This is a genomic window from Roseovarius sp. MMSF_3298 (assembly GCF_030733705.1).
Taxonomy (GTDB): Bacteria; Pseudomonadota; Alphaproteobacteria; order Rhodobacterales; family Rhodobacteraceae; genus Roseovarius; species Roseovarius confluentis.
In genome coordinates this window covers 103978-124679 of sequence record NZ_JASHIN010000001.1, presented here as the reverse complement: position 1 = coordinate 124679, position 20702 = coordinate 103978, and the positions used below count along the sequence as shown (strand labels likewise).

Annotated in this window: 23 protein-coding genes; 9 read left to right on the top strand and 14 right to left on the bottom strand. The window is 65.2% G+C overall.

Annotated features, from left to right (window positions below):
• The first annotated feature begins 16 nt into the window (after positions 1-16).
• Positions 17-250 (top strand): DUF1127 domain-containing protein, encoded by a 234-nt coding sequence (locus tag RBB18_RS00630; protein ID WP_306110470.1) that lies wholly within the window; start codon positions 17-19, stop codon positions 248-250.
• A gap of 55 nt (positions 251-305) precedes the next feature.
• Here RBB18_RS00630 and RBB18_RS00625 read toward each other — a convergent pair whose 3' ends face one another.
• On the bottom strand, positions 306-728 hold the full coding sequence (locus RBB18_RS00625; RefSeq protein WP_103761849.1) for a PaaI family thioesterase: 423 nt from the start codon (positions 726-728) through the stop codon (positions 306-308).
• Between the two features lie 56 nt (positions 729-784).
• Between RBB18_RS00625 and RBB18_RS00620 the strand changes: the two genes are divergently transcribed.
• From RBB18_RS00620 to gluQRS, 5 genes are all read left to right on the top strand, one after another.
• The gene (locus tag RBB18_RS00620) at positions 785-1570 is read left to right on the top strand and encodes an enoyl-CoA hydratase (RefSeq protein ID WP_306110469.1); all 786 of its coding nucleotides are present in this window, start codon (positions 785-787) and stop codon (positions 1568-1570) included.
• A gap of 457 nt (positions 1571-2027) precedes the next feature.
• Positions 2028-3377 (top strand): cytochrome-c peroxidase, encoded by a 1350-nt coding sequence (locus RBB18_RS00615; RefSeq protein WP_306110468.1) that lies wholly within the window; start codon positions 2028-2030, stop codon positions 3375-3377.
• Between the two features lie 39 nt (positions 3378-3416).
• Positions 3417-4781, top strand: coding sequence for a methylenetetrahydrofolate--tRNA-(uracil(54)-C(5))-methyltransferase (FADH(2)-oxidizing) TrmFO (gene trmFO / locus RBB18_RS00610; protein ID WP_306110467.1), 1365 nt, complete (start codon positions 3417-3419; stop codon positions 4779-4781).
• 12 nt (positions 4782-4793) lie between these two features.
• Complete coding sequence (locus RBB18_RS00605; protein WP_103761269.1) at positions 4794-5408, top strand: class I SAM-dependent methyltransferase; 615 nt, start codon at positions 4794-4796, stop codon at positions 5406-5408.
• Positions 5405-6244: a tRNA glutamyl-Q(34) synthetase GluQRS gene (gluQRS, locus tag RBB18_RS00600; protein ID WP_306110466.1), complete on the top strand. Its 840-nt coding sequence runs from the start codon at positions 5405-5407 to the stop codon at positions 6242-6244. The genes RBB18_RS00605 and gluQRS overlap by 4 nt, the downstream gene beginning before the upstream one ends.
• A gap of 31 nt (positions 6245-6275) precedes the next feature.
• Here the strand turns inward: gluQRS and hisI are convergent, their stop codons facing one another.
• Positions 6276-6638 carry a phosphoribosyl-AMP cyclohydrolase gene (gene hisI, locus RBB18_RS00595; RefSeq protein WP_306110465.1) on the bottom strand — a complete coding sequence of 121 codons (363 nt, stop codon included), beginning with the start codon at positions 6636-6638 and terminating at the stop codon, positions 6276-6278.
• A 67-nt stretch (positions 6639-6705) separates the two neighbouring features.
• On the opposite strand from hisI, the gene RBB18_RS00590 reads away from it, so the two are divergent.
• Positions 6706-7152: an iron-sulfur cluster assembly scaffold protein gene (locus tag RBB18_RS00590; RefSeq protein ID WP_103761272.1), complete on the top strand. Its 447-nt coding sequence runs from the start codon at positions 6706-6708 to the stop codon at positions 7150-7152.
• A 23-nt stretch (positions 7153-7175) separates the two neighbouring features.
• On the opposite strand, the gene RBB18_RS00585 is transcribed toward RBB18_RS00590, so the two are convergent.
• Positions 7176-8048, bottom strand: a complete 873-nt coding sequence (locus tag RBB18_RS00585; RefSeq protein WP_306110464.1) for a cation diffusion facilitator family transporter — start codon at positions 8046-8048, stop codon at positions 7176-7178.
• 275 nt (positions 8049-8323) lie between these two features.
• A complete protein-coding gene (locus tag RBB18_RS00580; RefSeq protein ID WP_170067078.1) occupies positions 8324-8461 on the bottom strand; it encodes a hypothetical protein in 138 nt (45 codons plus the stop codon).
• A 203-nt stretch (positions 8462-8664) separates the two neighbouring features.
• Between RBB18_RS00580 and RBB18_RS00575 the strand changes: the two genes are divergently transcribed.
• Positions 8665-8985 carry a hypothetical protein gene (locus RBB18_RS00575; RefSeq protein ID WP_274591883.1) on the top strand — a complete coding sequence of 107 codons (321 nt, stop codon included), beginning with the start codon at positions 8665-8667 and terminating at the stop codon, positions 8983-8985.
• 15 nt (positions 8986-9000) lie between these two features.
• On the opposite strand, the gene recG is transcribed toward RBB18_RS00575, so the two are convergent.
• The 4 genes from recG to RBB18_RS00555 all read right to left on the bottom strand — a co-directional run bounded on the left by recG (position 9001) and on the right by RBB18_RS00555 (position 14631).
• Complete coding sequence (gene recG, locus RBB18_RS00570; protein ID WP_306110463.1) at positions 9001-11091, bottom strand: ATP-dependent DNA helicase RecG; 2091 nt, start codon at positions 11089-11091, stop codon at positions 9001-9003.
• Positions 11088-13208 carry an NAD-dependent DNA ligase LigA gene (gene ligA, locus RBB18_RS00565; RefSeq protein WP_306110462.1) on the bottom strand — a complete coding sequence of 707 codons (2121 nt, stop codon included), beginning with the start codon at positions 13206-13208 and terminating at the stop codon, positions 11088-11090. Before ligA ends, recG begins: the two co-directional genes overlap by 4 nt.
• 329 nt (positions 13209-13537) lie before the next feature.
• Positions 13538-14260 (bottom strand): response regulator transcription factor CtrA, encoded by a 723-nt coding sequence (ctrA, locus tag RBB18_RS00560; protein WP_103761276.1) that lies wholly within the window; start codon positions 14258-14260, stop codon positions 13538-13540.
• A gap of 107 nt (positions 14261-14367) precedes the next feature.
• Positions 14368-14631 (bottom strand): DUF1153 domain-containing protein, encoded by a 264-nt coding sequence (locus tag RBB18_RS00555; protein ID WP_103761277.1) that lies wholly within the window; start codon positions 14629-14631, stop codon positions 14368-14370.
• Between the two features lie 220 nt (positions 14632-14851).
• On the opposite strand from RBB18_RS00555, the gene mnmA reads away from it, so the two are divergent.
• Positions 14852-15988 carry a tRNA 2-thiouridine(34) synthase MnmA gene (gene mnmA / locus RBB18_RS00550; RefSeq protein WP_274591887.1) on the top strand — a complete coding sequence of 379 codons (1137 nt, stop codon included), beginning with the start codon at positions 14852-14854 and terminating at the stop codon, positions 15986-15988.
• Between the two features lie 9 nt (positions 15989-15997).
• Here mnmA and RBB18_RS00545 read toward each other — a convergent pair whose 3' ends face one another.
• The 6 genes from RBB18_RS00545 to RBB18_RS00520 all read right to left on the bottom strand — a co-directional run bounded on the left by RBB18_RS00545 (position 15998) and on the right by RBB18_RS00520 (position 20702).
• On the bottom strand, positions 15998-16510 hold the full coding sequence (locus RBB18_RS00545; protein WP_103761279.1) for a transposase: 513 nt from the start codon (positions 16508-16510) through the stop codon (positions 15998-16000).
• 56 nt (positions 16511-16566) lie between these two features.
• Positions 16567-17718, bottom strand: coding sequence for a lipid-A-disaccharide synthase (lpxB, locus tag RBB18_RS00540; protein ID WP_103761851.1), 1152 nt, complete (start codon positions 17716-17718; stop codon positions 16567-16569).
• Positions 17715-18635, bottom strand: coding sequence for an LpxI family protein (locus RBB18_RS00535; protein WP_103761280.1), 921 nt, complete (start codon positions 18633-18635; stop codon positions 17715-17717). The genes lpxB and RBB18_RS00535 overlap by 4 nt, the downstream gene beginning before the upstream one ends.
• A gap of 7 nt (positions 18636-18642) precedes the next feature.
• On the bottom strand, positions 18643-19437 hold the full coding sequence (gene lpxA / locus RBB18_RS00530) for an acyl-ACP--UDP-N-acetylglucosamine O-acyltransferase (protein WP_103761281.1): 795 nt from the start codon (positions 19435-19437) through the stop codon (positions 18643-18645).
• Between the two features lie 5 nt (positions 19438-19442).
• Positions 19443-19907: a 3-hydroxyacyl-ACP dehydratase FabZ gene (fabZ, locus tag RBB18_RS00525; protein ID WP_103761282.1), complete on the bottom strand. Its 465-nt coding sequence runs from the start codon at positions 19905-19907 to the stop codon at positions 19443-19445.
• A gap of 105 nt (positions 19908-20012) precedes the next feature.
• Positions 20013-20702 carry an OmpH family outer membrane protein gene (locus tag RBB18_RS00520; RefSeq protein WP_306110461.1) on the bottom strand — a complete coding sequence of 230 codons (690 nt, stop codon included), beginning with the start codon at positions 20700-20702 and terminating at the stop codon, positions 20013-20015.

The following is a 20702-nucleotide window of genomic DNA, read 5'->3' as shown; positions in this document are numbered from 1 at the left end:
CAGGAAAGGATACGCCATGACCAGTTTCACCCGCACCGACCGCACGGCACTCGAGGGGCTTTCCGCACGCACCACCCTGCCCGCCCTGTCGCTGATCGCGGTACAGCTGGCATGGGCCTATGTCCTGTGGACGCAACGCCAAAAGACACGGGCCCACCTGTCGCGGCTGGACGACCACATGCTGCGCGATATCGGCCTGACCCCGCGCGAGGCCGACATGGAAGCGCGCAAACCCTTTTGGAGACCGTAATCGTCCCCGATACGGATCTCTTCAAACTGGGCCGGGTGCATTCCCGGCCCTTTTTTCATGCCTTGGGGGGAATCGAGTAGGTCAGGCTGGCCCGCGCCACCGGCTGATCAAATCCGTCCGAGAAGATCAGCACGTCGCCCACGGCCAGAACACGGCCCAGTTTCAGCAGGCGGCAGTCGGCGATAAGGTCCGTATTGGCGGCAGGCTTGCGCATGAAGTCGATGGAACAACTCGTCGTGACCGCCAGCGCCTCGCGGCCGGTCATCGACAGGACCGCCATGTAGACCGCCACGTCCGCCAGCGCAAAGATCGACGGGCCCGATACCGTGCCGCCGGGGCGCAGGTGGCGTTCCTCGACGTTCAGGCGCACGCGCAGCGCCATTTCCTCCAGGCTGTCGATGGTGAAGTCGCCCTTCACCTGCGGGAAGACCTCGTCGATATAGGCCATCAGATCGGTTGCATTCAGTTTCAGGGGCATGCTTTCCTCCGTGCGCGTGCCGGCGTAAGAAGGCACAAGCCCCAAGGAGGATCAAGATGACAATCCTGGAACGCCAAGACGACGGGGCCATCGCCCGTCTGACGATGAACCAGCCCGAGAAACTGAACGCGTTGAGCGACGGCATGCTGGAGGCGCTTCAGACCACGCTGGGCGAGATCGCGGCGGACAATTCGATTCGCGTGGTGACGCTGGCCGGCGAAGGCAAGGCGTTCTGCGCGGGGCATGACCTTAAGGAAATGACCCAGGGGCGGCAGGCCGAGGATGGCGGCAAGGCGTACTTCGCCGATCTCTTCTCGCGCTGCAGCAAGCTGATGCGCACGATCCGCGACCTGCCCCAGCCGGTCATCGCCCTGCCCCATGGCATCGCCACCGCGGCGGGCTGTCAATTGGTGGCGACCTGCGACCTGGCCGTGGCGGCCACGGGCACGCGGTTTGGCGTCAACGGGGTGAATATCGGGCTCTTTTGTTCCACACCCATGGTCGCGCTCAGCCGCAACATTCCGCGCAAGCAGGCGTTCGAGATGCTGACCACGGGCGAGTTCATCGAAACCGACCGCGCGATCGAGCTGGGCCTGATCAACCGCGCTGTGCCGTATGACGCGCTGCAAGCCGCCGGAGACGATCTGGCCCATACCATCGCGGCCAAGCTGGGCGCGGCGGTGAAGATCGGCAAGCAGGCCTTCTACAAGCAACTGGAAATGGGGCTGGACGACGCCTATGCCTTCACCGGCGAGGTCATGGTCGAGAACATGATGTGGCGCGAAACCGAGGAAGGCATCAGCGCTTTTATCGAGAAGCGACCGCCGGAGTGGGATCAGTGACGCGGCAATAGACACGCCCAAGTTGATCTCCATTGATTTCGTGCCCACCTATAGGAGAGCTTTCCGCCCAAGAGCGTTGTCGTTGAACGCGGCGCGCGCGCTCTGGAGCGATCTCTCCCCGCAAATCAATATATTAGCGGATTGTTAACGAATCGCGTCTGGTGTGTTCCTCAAAGGCCGGTTTATCGCGGCCCCAATTTGGTCATGATTGGACAGAGGTTGGTGCGACACAAAGCAGGATCACGCGATCCGTTTTTTAGCATCTCGGTTTTTCATACTCGTCGCACCAACCTCACGAAACATAAGTCCCCGCGCACGGGTGCAACGATGTCCAGCAGTGTTTCCAAAACCGTGCCACACTATTTCCACATTTGCCGTTTTGTCGCCACATTCGCTCCGGTACACCCGTAATCGGGGGCATCGTGTGGGGTTTGCACGACGCTATGATCACGACGCTATGACATATCGGGTGGCGGTCTTCGGCATCTGGTCCCTCTTGGCCAGCCTCTCTCTGGCCATTCCATCGGAGGCCACTGACCTGCCCGACCCGGCAAACCGCGCGGAGTTCCCCACACCGGGGGCCACGTCGGTTCTGCTGGGCCGTGATCTGTTCTTCGACCCGATCCTGTCGGGCAATCGCAACATCGCCTGCGCCACCTGCCACCATCCCGACATGGGCAGCGGCGACGGCGTGTCGCTCAGCCTGGGCGAAGGTGGCCGCGGGCTTGGACCGGCACGGACCCGGGCCACGGACAACCCGCCCAAACGCCTGCCCCGCAACGCGCCGCCGCTGTTCAACCTGGGCGCGGCGGAGTTTACTGCCTTGACCCATGACGGTCGCGTCACCGCCAGCCAGACCGAACGCTACGGTATCTCTCTACCGGAGGATATTTTACTGGAACGCCCGGTCAGCCTGCTGGCCGCGCAGGCGTTGCTGCCGCTGGTGACGGTGGATGGAATGGCGGGCCACCCGGGCGAGAACATCATCGCGGATGCCGTGGCACAGGGCCGGATCGCGGGCTATGACGGTGCCTGGCAGAAGATCACCGAGCGGGTCTGGGACATCCCCGAGTATCGCCGCCGGTTCGAGTGGCTGATCGGCCCTGGCGAGCCTTTGCATATTACCCATATCACCGCCGCACTGGCTGATTTCGTGGCCTACGAGTTCCGCGCCACCGACAGTCCGTTCGACACCTTCCTGTCGGGCCAGGACGAGGCATTGAGCAACGACCAGCTGCGCGGCATGGCGCTGTTTTACGGCAAGGCAGGCTGTGCGGGCTGCCATTCGGGCACCTTCCAGACCGACCACGACTTTCACGCAATCGGCCTGCCCCAGATCGGGCCGGGAAAGGGGCACGGGGCGAACGGCAATTCCGATATCGGCCTCGGGGCGATCACCGGCGATCCGGCGGACGCCTACAAGTTCCGCACGCCGTCCTTGCGCAACGTGGCACTTACCGCGCCCTATGGCCATAACGGCGCCTATCGCGATCTTGGTGCGATGATCCGGCATCATGCCGACCCCGGCGCGGGGCTGGCGCAGTATCCCGGCCTGACGGCGGCCTATCTGCCAGACATCGGCGCGGACGAGACCGGCTTGGAGGCGGCGATGCGCGACGAGGCCGAGGTGCTGAGCATCTATGCCGCCGCGACCCTGCCCCGCACGCCGCTGACTGACATGGAGATCACCGCGCTTGTCGATTTCCTCGACGCGCTGACCGATCCGGTCTCGCGCACGGGTCGCCTCGGCGTGCCGGATGCCGTGCCCTCGGGCCTGCCGGTGGCCGGGCTGCCGGGTGACAGCTGACCCTTTCCAAACCGCCCTCGACCCCTTAAATGCGGGGCCATGACAGAGACACTTCATATCGTCGGCGGCGGCATGGCCGGGTCCGAGGCCGCGTGGCAGGCCGCGAACATGGGCGTGCGCGTGGTCATCCACGAGATGCGCCCCAAGGTCGGCACCTTCGCGCACCAGACCGGCGACCTGGCCGAGATGGTCTGCTCCAACTCCTTCCGCTCGGACGATGACGAGCAGAACGCCGTGGGCCTCCTGCACTGGGAAATGCGCCAGGCGGGAGGGCTGATCATGGAAATGGCCGAGACCCACCGCCTGCCCGCCGGCGGCGCACTGGCCGTGGACCGCGAGGCGTTCAGCCAGGGTGTCACCGCCCGGTTGCGGGCCCATCCCAACGTGACGGTCGAGGAAGCCGAGGTATCCACCCTGCCCGAGAGCGGGCGCTGGATCTTCGCCACCGGCCCGCTGACCTCGCAAGGGCTGGGCGCGGCCATCGCCGCCGAGACCGGCACCGACCGGCTGGCCTTTTTCGACGCCATCGCGCCGATTGTTTACCATGACACGATCGACATGAGCCAAGCGTGGATGCAGTCGCGCTATGACAAGGGCGAAACCGAGGAAGAGCGCACCGCCTATCTCAACTGCCCGATGTCGAAGGACCAGTACGAGGCGTTCATCGACGCGCTGCTGGCCGCCGACAAGACCGAGTTCCACGAAGGCGAGACAGCGACCTATTTCGACGGCTGCCTGCCCATCGAGGTGATGGCCGAACGCGGCCGCGAGACGCTGCGGCATGGCCCGATGAAGCCCGTGGGCCTGACCAATCCGCATCAGCCCGACGTGAAGCCCTGGGCGGTGGTGCAACTGCGCCGGGACAACGCGCTCGGGACGCTCTACAACATCGTCGGCTTCCAGACCAAGATGAAGTACGGCGCGCAAACAGATGTTTTCAAAATGATTCCCGGACTGGAGAATGCCAGTTTCGCGCGTCTTGGAGGCATCCACCGCAACACGTTCCTGAACTCGCCGACGTTGCTGGATGAACAGATGCGCCTGCGGGCCAAGCCGCATATCCGCTTCGCCGGGCAGATCACCGGCGTCGAGGGCTATGTCGAATCCGCCGCGATGGGCCTCTTGGCCGGGCGATTAGCGGCGGGCGAGATCCTGGACCGCCCCCTGCCCGCACCGCCGCAGGACACGGCAATGGGTGCACTTATCCATCACATCACCGGCGGGGCCGAGGCCAAGACATTCCAGCCGATGAACGTCAATTTCGGCCTGTTCCGCCCTGTCGACGGGCTCAAGGGCGGACGCCGGGGCCGGCGCGACCGTTACAAAGCCTATACCGACCGGGCCAAGACGGCCTGGACCGGCTGGCTGGGCGAAACAGCCGTGGACGCCGCCGAAACCGTGTGATTTTCTGCTCTCATGCAGGACAGCTTTTTCGACAAGGCCTATGCCATGGCCGATCCCGACGAGACCCGTGCGCTTTATGACGCCTGGGCGGCCAGCTATGACGCCGAGATCGCCGCGAATGGCTATGCCACGCCGGGCCGCGTGGCCGATGCGATGTTCCGCTTCGCCAAGTCGCCCGAGGCGCCGCTGCTGGATTACGGCTGCGGCACGGGCCTGTCCGGGCTGGCGCTGAAACTCGCCGGTTTCACCACGATCGACGGCATGGACCCCAGTCACGAGATGCTGGACGGCGCAAGGCGCAAGGCCGTCTACCGGACCCTGACGCCGATCGACCTGTCGGCCTCCGATCCGATCCCGGAAGGCGCTTACGAGGCGATCACCTGCATCGGCGTGATCGGCACGGGCGCGGCCCCGGCCTCGACCCTCGACCTGGTGATGCACGCGCTGCCCAAGGGCGGCTTGCTGGGCTTCAGCCTGAACGACCACGCGCTGGCCGACCCGCAATACGAAGGCGCGCTGAATGGCTGGCTGGATCGCGGCGCGGCCAATGTCCTCTTTCGCGAGCACGGCCCCCACCTGCCCGGTCAGAACATCAATTCCACCGTATACGTCATTGAAAAAGAGTGACTTTCAGAACTCGATTTGCTCCGTCTCCGACGGGCCCGCTGCATCTGGGTCACGCCTTCTCGGCGCTCTTGGGGCATGACATGGCGCGGGCGCGGGGCGGTGCGTTTCTGCTACGGATGGAAGACACCGACCTGCAACGCAGCAAACCGGAATGGGATGCGCAGATCCTCGACGACCTGACCTGGCTGGGGGTGTCATGGGACGAACCTGTCTTGCGGCAGTCCGAACACCTCGACAGCTATGATCCCGCGCTGCACCAGCTGGAGGCGATGGGCCTGCTCTACCCCTGTTCGTGCAGCCGCAGCCAGATCCAGGCCGCGCTCGCCGCCCCGCAGGAGGGCGTCACCCACGAGGTCTATCCCGGCACCTGCAAGCACCGGAGCATGGCAAGCCGCCAGCCCGGCGACGCCCTGCGCCTGCATCTGGACAGGGCGTTGGAGCATTTCGGTGGCCTCTATCCCGACTTCGAGGATACCGGCCCGTTGCACGCCGGCACGCACCGGATCGACCCGGACCAGGCGCTGGCCGAGATCGGCGACGTGGTTCTCAGCCGCAAGGGCGAAGACATCGTCGCCTATTTCCTCGCCTCCGCGCTCGATGACATCCGGCAGGACATTACCGACGTGGTGCGGGGCGAAGACCTGTTCGGCTTCGTGCCGATCCAAGTCATCCTGCTCAGCCTGCTGGGCCACGCGATCCCGCGCTACCACCACCATCGCCTGATCCGCGACGAGGATGGCAAGCGCCTGGCCAAGCGCGACGACGCCCGCAGCATCGCGACCTACCGCGAGGCGGGAAAGAGCCCGGCGGATATCCGCGCCATGGTTGGGTTGTGATGCGCCCGTCTCTTCACTGATCCAAAAATACTCACGACGCGACAGGCGCCATTAGCTCGACCTCGAGTCCCTCTTGCACGCCGGTGTAAAAACAGCTGCGCCGGTTGGTGTGGCAGGCCGGCCCGGTCTGGTCGACCAACACCAGCAGGCAGTCACGGTCGCAATCCACCCGGAACTCCACCAGCTTCTGCACGTGACCCGAGCTTTCGCCCTTGATCCAGAACGCCTGACGCGAGCGGCTCCAATAGGTGACGCGGCCCGTCTCGAGCGTTCGGGCCACGGCCTCGGCATTCATCCATGCCATCATCAGCACCTCGCCGCTGGCCGCATCCTGCGCGATGGCCGGGACCAGACCCTGGTCGTTGAAGCGCAAGCTGGAAACATCGAATTCCATGTCAGAAAACCTTTTGCCTTGGCGGTGTCAGCCCTTATCTATGGGTTCAACCAAGAAAGGGAAAGCCATGAGCGGCGAGACCGACCTGATCAAGCTTTACTCCGCGCGGATTCTGGAACTTGCCGCCGACATCCCGCATCACGGGCGGCTCGATGCGCCGGATGTGACGGTCAAGCGCCGTGCACCGCTTTGCGGATCGACCGTGACGGTGGACCTGAAAACCGACGGCGACCGCATCACCGACTACGCCGCCGAGGTGAAGGCCTGTGCCCTGGGCCAGGCGGCGGCGAGCGTCGTGGGCGGTGGCATCATCGGCTGCAGCTACGATCAGGTGGTGGCGGCGCGCGATGCGCTGAAAGCCATGCTGAAATCTGACGGGCCCACGCCTCCTGCGCCTTTTGACGGCTTGGAAGTGTTGCGCCCCGCGCAGGATTACAAGAACCGCCACGCGTCCATCATGCTGACGCTCGAGGCCGCCACCGAGGCCATGGAAGAGGCCCGCGCCACCGCCTGAGCGTCTTCGTGCGAAGACTCATGTCAGCGCACCACTTCGATCGTCGCGTGATCCACGCCGTAGTCTTCGCGCAGCCTGTCACGCACCGCCTGCTTGACCGTCTCGGCATCATGCCCATCGGCGACCGACAGATCCAGCGTCGCCATTGGGCGTTCCTGCGTGACCTGCCAGGCATGAACGTGGCTGACCTCGGCCACGCCCGGCACGTCCCGGGTCAGAGCCTCGGCCACCTCACGCCGGTCAAAGCCTCCTGGCGCCCCCTCCAGCAGGATATGTCCGCTCTCGCGCACCACTTTCAGCGCCGAGCGCAGGATGATCACCGCCACCAGCATTGACAGGATCGGGTCGATCGGCATCCAGCCGGTCCAGAGGATCACCAGCGAGGCGACAATGGCTGCAACCGAGCCCAGCAGGTCCCCCGCCACATGGAGCGCGGCCGCACGGATGTTCAGGTTGTCACTGTCCTCGCGTGTCAACACCCAGAAGGCCGCGATGTTCACCACCAGCCCGGCCAGCGCCACCCAGAGCATCAGCCCGCCCAAGACCTCGACCGGTTGCGCCAGCCGCCGTATCGCCTCGATCACGATCCAGAGCGCGATGGCAAAGAGCGTCACCCCGTTGACGAAGGCCGCGAGGACCGAGAACCGATCGTAGCCATAGGTCCGCTTCCAGTCGGCCGGCCGCCGCGCGATGCGGAACGCGAACCAGGCTAGCATCAGCGATGCGAAATCGGTCAGCATATGCCCCGCATCGGCCAGCAGAGCCAGCGATCCCGAGAGGATCCCGCCGACAAGTTCGGCCAGCATGAAGCCTCCCGTCAGGGCGGCGGCGATGGCGATGGTGCGTTCCTTCTTCGGAACGTGGCTGTGCCCGTGGGCGTGGGAATGGTCGTGCATGGTCCTGTCCTTGCGCACTCAGCCTGTCACGGGGCGCGCACGGCTGCAATCGAGCGCGTCCAAGATTCTTCGTACGAAGACTCTTGGGCGGGACGTGCGCAAAAAAAACCGCCGCACGCTGGAACAGCGGCGGCGGAAGGAATGCGTGATCCGCTTTGGCGCGTCGTGTCCGGGGAAGAGGCAACAACCCCGGGACAAGGGGACAGTATCGGGCCGCGTCAAGGGGACAGGAGACGCAAGCGCGACGCGCGCGGGATATACGCAGGCAGAAACGGTTACATCAGTCCCGGCAGGTAGAGACCTCCGACCAGCGTGACGACCAGCGCCGCACCACCGATGAAATCACCGAGCAGAGTGTCAGCGGAGCGTCTTGCGGCGGTCTTGATCTGGGTCAGCATCGGAAGGGTCCTCATTGCCGTTAACTTCTGTTGCCTCTTTGTTCTCATTTTGGAAACCCTTTGTAAAGAACTTTATGAGAACATTTGCGAACTTTTGCAGACATTCCACCTCAACCCCCTGATGCAGAAGCAAATTTCAGATTCAAATTTTCTTTGAACCGCTGACCGATCCGCTCCGACTACCGGTTACCAATCTTAATTCAGAAGGGAGCGAAACCATGTCGGACAAGGATCACAAGAAGTGGATCGACATCCTTTCCATGGGCACGTCGGCGCAGCGAGAAGATGGCAGCGACGTGTTCGACCCACCCGAGAGCTTTCTGCTCTTGCCAGCCGTGCAGATTGCGCCCGAGGACCCGGCCACCGACGCATTCGACTTCAAAACCTCGGACAGCGGCGACGAAGCGGCTTTCGATGTCGCGGACGTGCCGGTGACCAGCATCCAGACCGGCGGATCGGGCAGCGACGATCGGGACGTGCTCCCCGAGCCCGAGCCGGTCCCGGATTTCGGCATGACCGATCACTTCGATTTCATTTAAGTGTCGCGGCCCGATCTATCCGACGGACAAGAGCCGGATCGCCTCGTCCTGGCCCATCAACCACAAGAGAACGCGGGCGGCCTGCCCGCGCTCTGACTGCAATTCCGGGTCATCCCCAAGCAGCTTGCGCGCGTCGGACTGCGCCGTGGCCATCAGCCCTGCCTGCGCTTCCATATCCGCCACGCGAAAGCGCGGCAGGCCGGATTGCGCCGTGCCGATCAGGTCGCCGACGCCGCGCATCTCGAGGTCCACCTCGGCGATGCGAAACCCGTCCTCGGTCTCGCGCATCGTATCCATCCGGCGCTGGCCGCCTTCGGACAAGGGCGCCTGGTACATCAACAGGCAGGTCGATCGGGCCTCGCCCCGGCCCACGCGGCCGCGCAGCTGGTGCAGCTGTGCCAGACCGAAATGCTCGGCTCGTTCGATCACCATGATCGAGGCGTTGGGCACGTCCACCCCCACCTCGATGACCGTGGTCGAGACCAGGACGCTCGTCTCGCCCCGTTGAAAAGCGGCCATCGCGGCGTCCTTCTCGGCGGGCGGCATCTGGCCGTGCACCAGCCCGACGCGCCCCTCGCCCAAGGCCGCGCGCAGATGCTTGAACCGCTCCTCGGCGCTGGTCAGATCCATCACCTCGGAGTCCTCGACCAGCGGGCAGACCCAGTAGGCCTGCCGTCCCTCGGTGATGGCGCTCTTCAGGTGCTCGACCACTTCCTGCATCCGCGCCATGTTGGTCAGCGCGGTCTTGATCGGCTTCCGCCCGGGCGGTTTCTCGTCGAGGATACTGACATCCATGTCGCCGTATTGCGCCAAGGCCAGGCTGCGCGGGATCGGCGTGGCGGTCATCACCAGAACGTCCACCGCAGTGCCCTTGCGCCCCAGCTCCAGCCGTTGCCGCACGCCGAAACGGTGCTGTTCGTCCACCACGGCAAGGCGCAGGTCGTTGAACTCCACATCCTTCTGAAAGACGGCATGGGTGCCCACCAGGATCTGGATATCGCCGCGCTTCAGCGCCTCCAGCTTGGCCCGCCGCTCCGCGCCCTTGTCGCGGCCCGTCAGCAGTTCCAGCACCACGCCGGCGGACTCGGCCAGCGGCCGCAACCCTTGCAGGTGCTGCCGGGCGAGGATCTCGGTGGGGGCCATCATCACCCCCTGCCCGCCCGCCTCGACCGCGACCAAAAGCGCCATGAGTGCCACCAACGTCTTGCCCGCGCCCACGTCGCCTTGCAGCAAACGGTTCATGCGCAAGGGCGCGGCCATGTCGGCACTGATCTCGGCAATCGCCCGGGTCTGGGCACCGGTGGCGGTATAGGGCAGCGCCGCACTGACCCTGGATTGCAACGTGCCGGTCGCCTCGCTCACCCGTCCCTTGCCGCGCCGCATCTTGGCGCGCGCCAGCGCAAGGGTCAGCTGATGCGCCATGAACTCGTCATAGGCCAGCCGCGTGCGCGCCGGATCCGTCGCGGCGAGGTCGCCCATGTTCGCGGGGCTGTGGGCGTGGTCCAGCGCCGCATGCCAGTCGGGCCAGTCATCTTGGGCCTTTTGCGACGGGTCGATCCACTCGGCCAGATCCGGCGCGCGGGCCAGCGCAGATCGCACGGCCTTGGCCATGGTCTTTTGCGTCACGCCGGCGGTCAGCGGGTAGACAGGCTCGAAATCGGGGATCTCGCCCGCCTCTTCCACGGGCAGGATGTGATCGGGATGCACCATCTGCGCCATCCCGTCGAAGAGTTCCACCTTGCCCGAAACCACCCGCCGCGCGCCTGTCGGCAAAACGCGATTGAGGTAATCGTCGCGGCCGTTGAAGAACACCAGTTGAAAGGCGACCTGGGTATCCTCGACCTGTATACGATAGGGCCGCCCGCGCGATCGGGGCGGGTCATGCCGGCCCACCAAGACCTCGACCGTCACGGTACCCGGGAGGTCCGCGCCCTGCACCGTGTCACGCTTGCGCCGGTCGATGCCGGAATGCGGCAGCGTGAACAGAAGATCGCGGGGGCGCGAAATATGCAGCGCCTCCAATGTCTTGGCGGTCTTGGGCCCGACACCTTCCAGCGTCTCGAGGTCCGCGAAAAGCGGAAAGAGGATTTCCGGCCGGGTCGTCATGCGTCGCCGATCAGCTCCAGCCAGCCGTCTTCGTCGAGTGTCTCGATGCCCAACTCCGAGGCTTTCTTGGCCTTGCTGCCCGCCCCCGGCCCGGCCACCAGCAGGTCGGTCTTGGCCGACACCGAGCCCGAGACCTTGGCGCCCAACGCCTCGGCCCGGGCCTTGGCTTCGGCGCGGGTCATCTTTTCCAGCGTGCCGGTAAAGACGACCGTCTTGCCCGCGACGGGGCTGCCATCCGTCGCGGGGGCCGCGGCCTCTTCAATGGTCAGATGTGCCGTCAGCCTGTCGATGCTGTCCCGCTCATGATCCTGCGCGAACGCGGTCACCAAGCTGCGTGCCATGACCTCGCCCACCCCGTCGATGGCCAGAAGGTTGTCCCATTCCGGGCCTTCGCAATCTTTCGCGGCGTCCATCGCTTCGGTGAAGGTATCCCACCGGCCGTAGCTGCGCGCGATCAGGTTGCTGGCCTGCTCGCCCACGTGACGGATGCCAAGCGCGAACAGGACCCGGCCAAAGGGGATTGCCCGCGTGTCCTCGATGGCCTGAAACAGGTTCTCGGCGCTTTTCTCGCCCCAACCCTCGCGGTTCTTCAGCTGCTTCACGCCGCTGCCGTAGCGGTCCTTCAACGTGAAGATATCGGCAGGCTCCCTGATCCAGCCGTCGCGATAGAACTGCTCGACCTGTTTCGCGCCCAGACCTTCGATGTCAAAGGCCGCCCGCGAGACGAAATGCTTCAATTTCTCGACGGCCTGCGCCGGGCAGATCAGCCCGCCGGTGCAGCGGCGGACGGCGTCGCCCTCTTCGCGGATCGCCTCGGAGCCGCATTCAGGGCACTCGGTCGGAAACACGTAAGGTTCCGCGCCTTCAGGCCGCTTCGACAGGTCCACATCGGCCACTTTCGGGATCACGTCCCCGGCACGGTAGACCTGTACCCAGTCACCGATCCGGATGTCCTTGCCGCCGCGGATCTCCTGCCCCTTGCTGTCGCGCCCGGCGATGTAATCCTCGTTGTGCAGGGTTGCATTGCTGACCACCACGCCGCCCACGGTCACGGGGGTCAGCCGGGCCACGGGGGACAGCGCACCGGTGCGGCCCACCTGGATCTCGATGTTTTCCAAAGTGGTCCAGGCCAGCTCGGCGGGAAATTTATGCGCCGTGGCCCAGCGTGGCGTCGTGCTGCGAAAGCCCAGTCGGCGCTGCAGGTCGAGGTCGTTGACCTTGTAGACCACGCCGTCAATGTCATAGCCCAAGCTGGCGCGCTGTTGCTCGATCTGGTCGTAATGCGCCTGCATCTCTGCCGGGCCGTCGCACAGCGCGGTCAGCGGGTTGGTCGAAAACCCCAACTCGGCCAGCCGGTCTATCGCGGCCATTTGCGTGCCTGCCAGCGCTTCGCTGACCTCGCCCCAGGCATAGGCAAAGAAACGCAACGGGCGGGACTTGGTGATGCTGCTGTCGAGTTGGCGCAGCGATCCCGCCGCGGCGTTGCGCGGGTTGGCGAAGGTCTTGGTCCCCGCCTCGGACTGCCGCGTGTTCAGCGCCTCGAAATCGGCGTGGCTCATATAGACCTCGCCGCGCACCTCCAGCACGTCGGGCGCGTCTTTCAGCGTCACCGGAATATCGTCAATGGTGCGGGCATTGGCGGTGACGTTCTCGCCCACCGCACCGTCGCCGCGCGTGGCGGCCTGGACCAGTTTGCCCCCCTCGTAGCGCAGGCTCAGGCTCAGCCCATCGATCTTGGGTTCGGCGGTGTACTTGAGCGGTGCATCGGCAGCGAGGCCGAGATAGCGGCGGATGCGGTCGTCGAATTCCACGACCTCGGCGTCGTCAAAGACGTTTGACAGGCTGAGCATCCGCACCGCATGCGTGACCTTGGAAAAGCCGTCGGCCGGGGCCGCCCCGACCTGGTCGCTGGGGCTGTCGTCACGTTTCAGGCCGGGGAATCGCGCCTCGATGGCGGCGTTGCGGGCCTTGAGCGCGTCGTATTCCGCGTCGCTGATCTGCGGCGCGTCGTCCCGATGATAGGCATCATTGGCCTTCGCCAGCACGTCGGCCAGGCGGGCCAGCTCTTCGCGGGCCTGCGTTTCGGTCAGGGAGTCTACGGGTGTTTCGGCGGTCATGCCCTGTTCTCTGTCTTGCTGCCGGTCGGCTTCTTTCCCGAAGTGTTAATGCCTTTCTTGCCAAAGCTGAATTGCAGATTTTCATTCAAGGCCCCGACCGCGCCCGTCAGAAGCGGAAAACGCATCTTGCCGCGCGTACCCGACAGGCCCGTCCTGATGGTCTGCCGGTCGCCACACGCGAAACCGGGCCCGGCATGTATGCCGGACCCGGTCAGCTGGAGGGCCGTGTCGTAACTGCATTCCGCGTCAGGCCGGACACAGTATCGCCACCGCGTAAGGGCGCGATCCTGCAGGATCGGGATTGCCTGACAGGTCTGCCGCCTCGGGCCTCAGGCGCCCACGGCGAGCCGTGGTCCGTCACCTTTTCCCTCTGTCGGCTCCGGGTCGCGCAGGACATAGCCGCGGCCCCAGACCGTTTCGATATAATTGTCGCCGCCCGTCGCCTCGGCCAGCTTCTTGCGCAGCTTGCAGATGAAAACGTCGATGATCTTGAGTTCCGGCTCATCCATGCCGCCGTAAAGATGGTTCAGGAACATCTCTTTCGTCAGGGTCGTGCCCTTGCGCAGGCTGAGAAGTTCCAGCATCTGGTATTCCTTGCCCGTCAGGTGCACCGTCTTGCCGGCCACATCGACCGTCTTGGCGTCGAGGTTCACGTTGACCTTGCCGGTGCGGATCATCGACTGCGAATGTCCCTTGGAGCGGCGTATGATCGCATGGATCCGCGCCACCAGTTCCTCGCGGTGGAAAGGTTTGGTCAGGTAGTCGTCGGCGCCGAATCCGAAGCCCTTGATCTTGTTCTCGGTATCGTCCGCGCCGGACAGGATAAGGATCGGCGTTTCGATCCGTGCAAGCCTGAGTTGCCGCAGCACCTCGTGTCCGTTCATGTCGGGCAGGCCCAGATCGAGCAGGATCAGATCGTAATCGTAAAGCTTGGCAAGATCGATCCCCTCCTCGCCGAGGTCCGTGGTGTACACGTTCAGGTTGGCATGGGTCAGCATCAATTCGATGCTCTTCGAAGTATTGGGGTCATCTTCGATCAAAAGAACGCGCATTCGTTAATCTCCGCTTATATCCTTGTCCGTCCTGATATTCCGGGAAATTGGTTAACCGGTGGTTACTCTAGAAGAACAATTAGCGCGCACTACTTTAGGTTGTCGACTCATTTTGCGACAGTGACCTTCAATCCGTGTTCCCCGTGCCGGGAAACGGCGTCCAGCCACTCGTTGAATTCCTCGGGGCTGATCTGGTACATGTCCTGCGCCTCGGCCTGTGTGATCAGGCTGTGGGCCACGGCCCTGACAACCTGAAGTTTACGCGACGCCACCCATCGCTGCGTGTCCGGTGGCGGAAGGTCCGCGCGCGTCATGACCGTGCCATCGGGCAGCGTCACGGCGCGGGGGCCTTCGACTTTCTTGAGATACATCCTGGTTCACCCCTTACGACATCACCGGGCCAACATTCCGGAATTGTCCTTAACGCCGGGTGAAACGGCGCGGGCCGAATGCATCGGATTTTTCTAAAAGCGCGTCCTGCAAGGGCCCTCAGAGCGCGGGCGGGTTGACACTTGCGTCGCGACAGGCCACACCGCGCCCTCTTCACACGCGCCAGATCGCCCCTATATTCGGCGAAACCGGAGCCCTGCCATGCCGCTCGATCCTGAACTGAACTCGCTTGGATTTCCCAAGGCCCCCGCCGACACGCGGGTCGTCGTTGCCATGTCCGGCGGCGTCGACAGTTCCGTCGTGGCGGCGCAGCTGGCCGAGGAAGGCTATGACGTGGTGGGTGTGACTCTGCAGCTTTACGACCATGGCGCGGCACTGGCCAAGAAGGGCGCCTGCTGTGCCGGGGTCGACATCCACGATGCCCGCCGCGTGTCCGAGGAAATGGGCTTCCCTCATTACGTGCTGGATTACGAGAACATCTTCAAGGACGCGGTGATCGACGAGTTCGCCGACAGCTATCTTGCGGGTGCGACGCCCGTGCCCTGCATCCGCTGCAACGAGCGGGTGAAGTTCAAGGACCTGCTGGAGACGGCGAAGGATCTCGATGCCGATTGCATGGCGACGGGGCATTATATCCAGCGCAAGCTGGGCGACCGTGGGCCGGAGCTGCATTGCGCGGCGGACGCCAATCGCGATCAGAGCTATTTCCTGTTCTCGACCACGCCGGAACAGTTGGACTTCCTGCGCTTTCCGCTGGGGCACCTGCCGTCCAAGGACGCGACACGGCAACTGGCGGCGCGCTATGGACTGCCCGTGGCGGACAAGCCCGACAGCCAGGACATCTGCTTCGTGCCAAACGGCAACTATGCGTCGGTGATCGAAAAGCTGCGTCCGGGTGCCGCCGAGCCGGGCGAGATCGTCCATGCCGACGGCCGCGTGCTGGGGCGGCATGACGGCGTGATCCACTACACGATCGGCCAGCGCCGGGGCCTTGGCATCGGCGGCCTGGAAGAGCCGCTTTACGTGGTGAAACTCGACGTCGATACGCAGCGCGTGATCGTCGGACCCAAAGATATGCTGGCGACCCGCACCGTGCCGGTGCGCGAGATCAACTGGCTGGGCGACGAGGATTTCCAGAGCCGTCCCGAGTGGCACGTGTCGGTCAAGGTCCGCTCCACCCGCCCCCCGCGCGAGGCGGTCATCCGCCCCACCGGGCCGGACACGGCGGAGGTCGAGCTGATGGTGGCCGAGGAAGGTGTTTCACCCGGGCAGGCCTGCGTGTTCTACGAAACCGAGGGCAGCCGCATTCTTGGCGGTGGCTGGATCTGGAAAGGCTGACCGCGCGGCTCAGGCCGAGGCGCGTATGGTCGCGAGCGGTTCAGTGTTCCGCGGATCGGTCCGGCTGTTGCGGTGATAGGACGAACAGGGCCAGTCATGCGGATCGCTGACAAACCCGTGGCGCACCGGATCGGTCCAGCAATGGCGTCGGAATGTTTCCATCTCGGCGCGGGTGCGGATCGGCTCGATCTTGTCATGCGGAGACCACAGATGCGCGCCGCCCGCCGCGATCTGGCTGGGGGTCATCGCCCTTTTCGAAACGCACGCCGCGAATCTTGCCTTGATCGTGGAAAGCCGGATGGAGAGATCGCCGTCTCGGAAAGGCAAAGTCAGGACTGCGTGCAAGTGGTCGGGCAGAACGACCCAGGCGTCGACTTCGAATGGCCAAAGGTCGCGGACAATCCGCACCGCGCCCTGCAAGTGCTCGATTTCATCGACCAGTGTCGTGGCATCGGGCTCGATCAGGGTCAGGGTCACGAAACTCGTTTCGCCCCGGCGGCGAAGAGGAAGAAGCTGTACCATGCCCCCGAACCTGCGCGATTCCCGTTAATGGACGATTGACGCGGGTGCGCGATCCGTTAGCCGGGCATCCGGTCCAGCACCGCGCGGGCGGCACGCAGGCCCGGATCCTCGCCGCCACGGCCCAGCCGTTCCATCGTCAGGCGCATCGCGTCGCGCTGCGGGCCCGGATTGTCGAGCATGTCCAGAACGCCGGGTGCGATGAGATCCGCGCGACACCGCTCGCCGTTGAACTCGGGGATGGCGCGGGTTTCCGACACCAGGTTGACCAGCGTGAGCGTGTCGATGATCAGCATCCGGCGGATGATCTCGCGAGTCAGCCACGCCGCGTCATAGGCGATGACCATCGGCGCGTCGGCGGCGGCCAGTTCCAACGACACGGTGCCCGACGCCGCCAGTGCACCTTGAGCACAGCCAAAGGCCGCGGCTTTGCGCCGCTTGTCGGCCAGAACTTGCCCTGTCGGCACGACCACAACCGGGGCGCCGGGCCAGTCGGCCACAAGCTCCGTGACCTGTTCGGTGCGCGCCGCCACGGTCGGGATCACCAGTCGCAACTCGGGTTTCGCCGCGCAAACCTGCCGGATCGCCTCTCCGAAAATCGGGCCGAGACGCGCCACTTCACTGCCGCGCGACCCGGGCAGCACCAGCAGCACCGGCGCGTCGCCCAGGCCGTGATCAGCGCGGAACCCCGCGATTTCCGCTTCGGACGCGGGTTCATCATTTACCACCGGATGCCCGACGAAATCGCAGTCCACGCCCGCGGCCTCCAGGTAGGGCGGCTCGAACGGCAGCAGCGCCAGGACCTGGTCGATGACCTTTGCCATCTTGTCGGCCCGCTTGGGCCGCCACGCCCAGACCGAGGGGGCGACGTAATGCACGGTGCGCAGGTCGCTGCGGTCCTTGATGATCTTCGCCACGCGCAGGCAGAAATCCGGGCTGTCGATGCTGATCACCACGTCGGGCGCATAGTCGATCGCGGCTTGGGCGGTTTCACGGATGCGGCGCTTGAGGTGGAAATACTTGGGCAGGATCTCGACCAGCCCCATGACGCTCAACTCTTCCATGGGAAAGAGCGACGTGAACCCCTCGGCCTGCATCTGGTCGCCGCCCACCCCTGCGAATTCCACGTGCCTCAGCGATTTCAGGCCCGCCATCAGCGCGGCCCCCAGCCGGTCGCCCGATGCCTCGCCGGCGATGACGAAGACCTTCATGCCCCGCCCCGTGGCCGCACCCACAGGAACATGCCTTGCGCGCGCAGCACTTCGGCCACGCCCTCGGGGTCGAGCAGCATCACGCCGCCTGCCTCGATCACGATGCCCGCCAGCCCGGCCTCGGCGGCACGCATCACGGTGCCAAGGCCGATCAGCGGCATGTCCACGCGCAATTCCTGCCCCGGCTTCGGCGCCTTGTAGAGGAGGCCGCCATCGCTGGTGTCCTCCGCCGCGCGCGCCTCGGCCACCGGGCCGCTCAGCCAGTCGGCAACGCTGTCGAGCATGTCGCCCATCATCTCGAACGGATCATGCGAGACGCCGTGGTCCGGGGTTTCGGGACAAAGATCGCTCAGCATGGCATCGGTTCCGCGGGCGTCCTCGCGGGCGATCACCTTGCCACCGCGCACCACCACGGCCTGCCCGGCATCGGCCGCGGCCAATTCGGCCAGCGCCGCCTCTGCCACGGCAATATCTTGCTCCACGCCGTCCGGCAACGTCCCGGTCAAACCCTCGGGCGGCAGCAGCGAGGGGTCGATATCGGCCGCACCGATAACCTCGATGCCGGCCTCTTCGAAAATCTCGGTGAAAATACGCAGCGTGCTGTCATCGCCGGAATTGCTCAGCGCCGCCTGCACCTTGGGCACCAGCGGCATTGTCGCGGCGTCGATCTGAGACGGGTCGATCGGCGGGCGGCGCATGGCCCCGGCCATGCAGATCCGGGTGACGCCAATCTCCTTGGCGGTGGCGATGAAGGTTCCCAGCGTTTCGAGCCGAAAGCCAAGCCGCGGCACCTCGCCTTTCACATCCGAGGGGAACTGCTCGATCTCGCAGACGACCGGCACCTCGCCACGGGCCAGCAGAACCCGCACCAGCTGCGGTGGCAGGCCACCCTGCCCGGCGATCAGCGCCAGCGTCATCGGCGCCTCAACCCGCGCCCGGGGTCAGGAAGGACCGGTCGCTTTCGGCCAGCACGAAATCCACGATCTGGCGAACATATGCGCTCTCGGTTTCCTCGCCCAGTCGGCGGGCGCGGTCCTGGAATGCGCCTTCGCCTTGCGCCAGCATCTGGAACGCGGCGCGCAGCGCGGTGATGTCCTTGCGGGCCACGCCGCGCCGCTTGAGCCCGACGAGGTTCAGACCGTCCAGATGTCCGCGCGGCGCCTGGACCAGGCCGTAGGGAATGACGTCGTTGGTCACCATGGTGACCGCGCCGATGATCGCGCCCTGCCCGATGCGCACCCATTGGTGCACGCCAGAGAGGCCGCCGATGATCACGTCATCCTCGACCACGCAATGCCCAGCAAGGGCGGCGTTGTTGACGATGATCACCCGGTTGCCCACCTGCACGTCATGGGCGACGTGACAGCCGGCCATGAAAAGCCCGTCATCGCCCACGCGGGTGATGCCGCCGCCGCCCTCGGTGCCGGAATTCATCGTGACATGCTCGCGGATGCGGTTGCGCTGCCCGATCACCAGCTTCGTCTTCTCGCCCGCGAATTTCAGGTCCTGCGGGATCTCTCCGATACAGGCGAAGGAAAAGATCACCGTCTCGTCCCCCACCTGCGTGTCGCCGGTGACAACCACGTGGGATTTCAGAACCACGCCATCGCTCAGGCGGACGTCGGGGCCGACATGGCAGAACGGGCCGATCTCGACCCCGGCGCCGATCTGGGCGCCCTCGTCAATGACCGCACTTGGATGAATGCGCGTCTCGGGCATGCGGCTTACTCCTTCGGCATGTCCATCATGGCGGTGAAATCCGCCTCGCAGGCCAGTTCGCCCGCGACCGTCGCCTCGCCGTGGAAACGCCAGACCTTACCGCCCGGCTTGCCGCGCGTGGTGTTCACCTTCAACTCCAGCACGTCTCCGGGGACCACCATGCGGCGGAACTTGCAGGCCTCGATCGCCATGAAATAGACCAGCAGCTCGCGGTCCTCCATTTCCAGCGCGGCGCCCACCATGACGGCGGCGGTCTGGGCCATCGCTTCGACGATCGTGACACCGGGCATGATCGGCTTGGCGGGAAAATGCCCTTGGAAATGCGGCTCGTTCATCGTGACGTTCTTGATGCCGCGGGCGGATTGATAGCCGTCCATGTCCACGACCTTGTCCACCAGCAGGAACGGATAGCGATGCGGGATCAGGCGTTGGATGCGTCCGATATCGGCGCTGTCGAGGGACGTGGTCATGAGGGGTCTCTTCCTTCTGCCTTTGGCCGTGAACAGAACCTGCCCGCGGTGTCCCCGCTTAGCAACTTGGAGTCAGCGGGGCAAGCGCGGCGGCGGTCCGGACGGCTATTCCGCGGGGGCGTTTTCAGGGTCGCTGTCGCGCTCACTGTCTGGGTCGGTGCCGGGCTCAGGTTCCCGGTCGCGAGTGGCATCCGGGGCGTCGGATGCGCCCTCGTCCGTGCCGGCGTCGCCCGCGTCCTGCGCGGCGGGGCCCAGCGTGGCGTCGATGCGCTGGACCGCGGCGCTGGTGATGTCGACCACGTCGGCCTGAAGCAGCACAGTGCGGCGATCCATCACCACCGCGGCCCCGGCCTCGCGCATCAGTTCGACCAGAACCGGCTCGACCCGGCGCATGAAATCAAGGGGCGCGCGTTCGCGGTTGCGCTCGTGCTCGCGCACACGGCGCTGGCTGTCGGCGCGAATCGTCTGGACCCGTTCGTCGAAGGCGTCGGCAAGGTCTCGGAATTCCTCGGGCGAGGAGGTGTCGCGCTGCTCGGTCAGGGCAAGCTCCTCGGCCTCGAGCTCGGCCTCCAGCTTGCGGTTGAGGGCGATCAGGTCTTCGCGCTCTTGCTGAAGCTGGGCGGTGATCGCCTGACCCAGGCGGGTTTCCTCGAACAGGCGTTCGGGGTCCACCACCAGGATATCGCTTTGCACCACGCCGACGCTTTGCGCCGCCGCGGGCACGGGGCCGCCGACGAGCCACCCCGGGGCCGCCAGCAGGGCCACCGACATCAGCAGGGCCCGTAGCGGTGTCAT

What these genes read in the sequence shown, in the direction of transcription:
- RBB18_RS00630 (WP_306110470.1), top strand. Translation starts at nt 17, where the DNA reads ATGACCAGTTTCACCCGCACCGACCGCACGGCACTCGAGGGGCTTTCC.
- RBB18_RS00625 (WP_103761849.1), bottom strand. Translation starts at nt 728, where the DNA reads ATGCCCCTGAAACTGAATGCAACCGATCTGATGGCCTATATCGACGAG.
- RBB18_RS00620 (WP_306110469.1), top strand. Translation starts at nt 785, where the DNA reads ATGACAATCCTGGAACGCCAAGACGACGGGGCCATCGCCCGTCTGACG.
- RBB18_RS00615 (WP_306110468.1), top strand. Translation starts at nt 2,028, where the DNA reads ATGACATATCGGGTGGCGGTCTTCGGCATCTGGTCCCTCTTGGCCAGC.
- trmFO (WP_306110467.1), top strand. Translation starts at nt 3,417, where the DNA reads ATGACAGAGACACTTCATATCGTCGGCGGCGGCATGGCCGGGTCCGAG.
- RBB18_RS00605 (WP_103761269.1), top strand. Translation starts at nt 4,794, where the DNA reads ATGCAGGACAGCTTTTTCGACAAGGCCTATGCCATGGCCGATCCCGAC.
- hisI (WP_306110465.1), bottom strand. Translation starts at nt 6,638, where the DNA reads ATGGAATTCGATGTTTCCAGCTTGCGCTTCAACGACCAGGGTCTGGTC.
- RBB18_RS00590 (WP_103761272.1), top strand. Translation starts at nt 6,706, where the DNA reads ATGAGCGGCGAGACCGACCTGATCAAGCTTTACTCCGCGCGGATTCTG.
- RBB18_RS00585 (WP_306110464.1), bottom strand. Translation starts at nt 8,048, where the DNA reads ATGCACGACCATTCCCACGCCCACGGGCACAGCCACGTTCCGAAGAAG.
- RBB18_RS00580 (WP_170067078.1), bottom strand. Translation starts at nt 8,461, where the DNA reads ATGAGGACCCTTCCGATGCTGACCCAGATCAAGACCGCCGCAAGACGC.
- RBB18_RS00575 (WP_274591883.1), top strand. Translation starts at nt 8,665, where the DNA reads ATGTCGGACAAGGATCACAAGAAGTGGATCGACATCCTTTCCATGGGC.
- recG (WP_306110463.1), bottom strand. Translation starts at nt 11,091, where the DNA reads ATGACGACCCGGCCGGAAATCCTCTTTCCGCTTTTCGCGGACCTCGAG.
- ligA (WP_306110462.1), bottom strand. Translation starts at nt 13,208, where the DNA reads ATGACCGCCGAAACACCCGTAGACTCCCTGACCGAAACGCAGGCCCGC.
- ctrA (WP_103761276.1), bottom strand. Translation starts at nt 14,260, where the DNA reads ATGCGCGTTCTTTTGATCGAAGATGACCCCAATACTTCGAAGAGCATC.
- RBB18_RS00555 (WP_103761277.1), bottom strand. Translation starts at nt 14,631, where the DNA reads ATGTATCTCAAGAAAGTCGAAGGCCCCCGCGCCGTGACGCTGCCCGAT.
- mnmA (WP_274591887.1), top strand. Translation starts at nt 14,852, where the DNA reads ATGCCGCTCGATCCTGAACTGAACTCGCTTGGATTTCCCAAGGCCCCC.
- RBB18_RS00545 (WP_103761279.1), bottom strand. Translation starts at nt 16,510, where the DNA reads ATGGTACAGCTTCTTCCTCTTCGCCGCCGGGGCGAAACGAGTTTCGTG.
- lpxB (WP_103761851.1), bottom strand. Translation starts at nt 17,718, where the DNA reads ATGAAGGTCTTCGTCATCGCCGGCGAGGCATCGGGCGACCGGCTGGGG.
- RBB18_RS00535 (WP_103761280.1), bottom strand. Translation starts at nt 18,635, where the DNA reads ATGACGCTGGCGCTGATCGCCGGGCAGGGTGGCCTGCCACCGCAGCTG.
- lpxA (WP_103761281.1), bottom strand. Translation starts at nt 19,437, where the DNA reads ATGCCCGAGACGCGCATTCATCCAAGTGCGGTCATTGACGAGGGCGCC.
- fabZ (WP_103761282.1), bottom strand. Translation starts at nt 19,907, where the DNA reads ATGACCACGTCCCTCGACAGCGCCGATATCGGACGCATCCAACGCCTG.
- RBB18_RS00520 (WP_306110461.1), bottom strand. Translation starts at nt 20,702, where the DNA reads ATGACACCGCTACGGGCCCTGCTGATGTCGGTGGCCCTGCTGGCGGCC.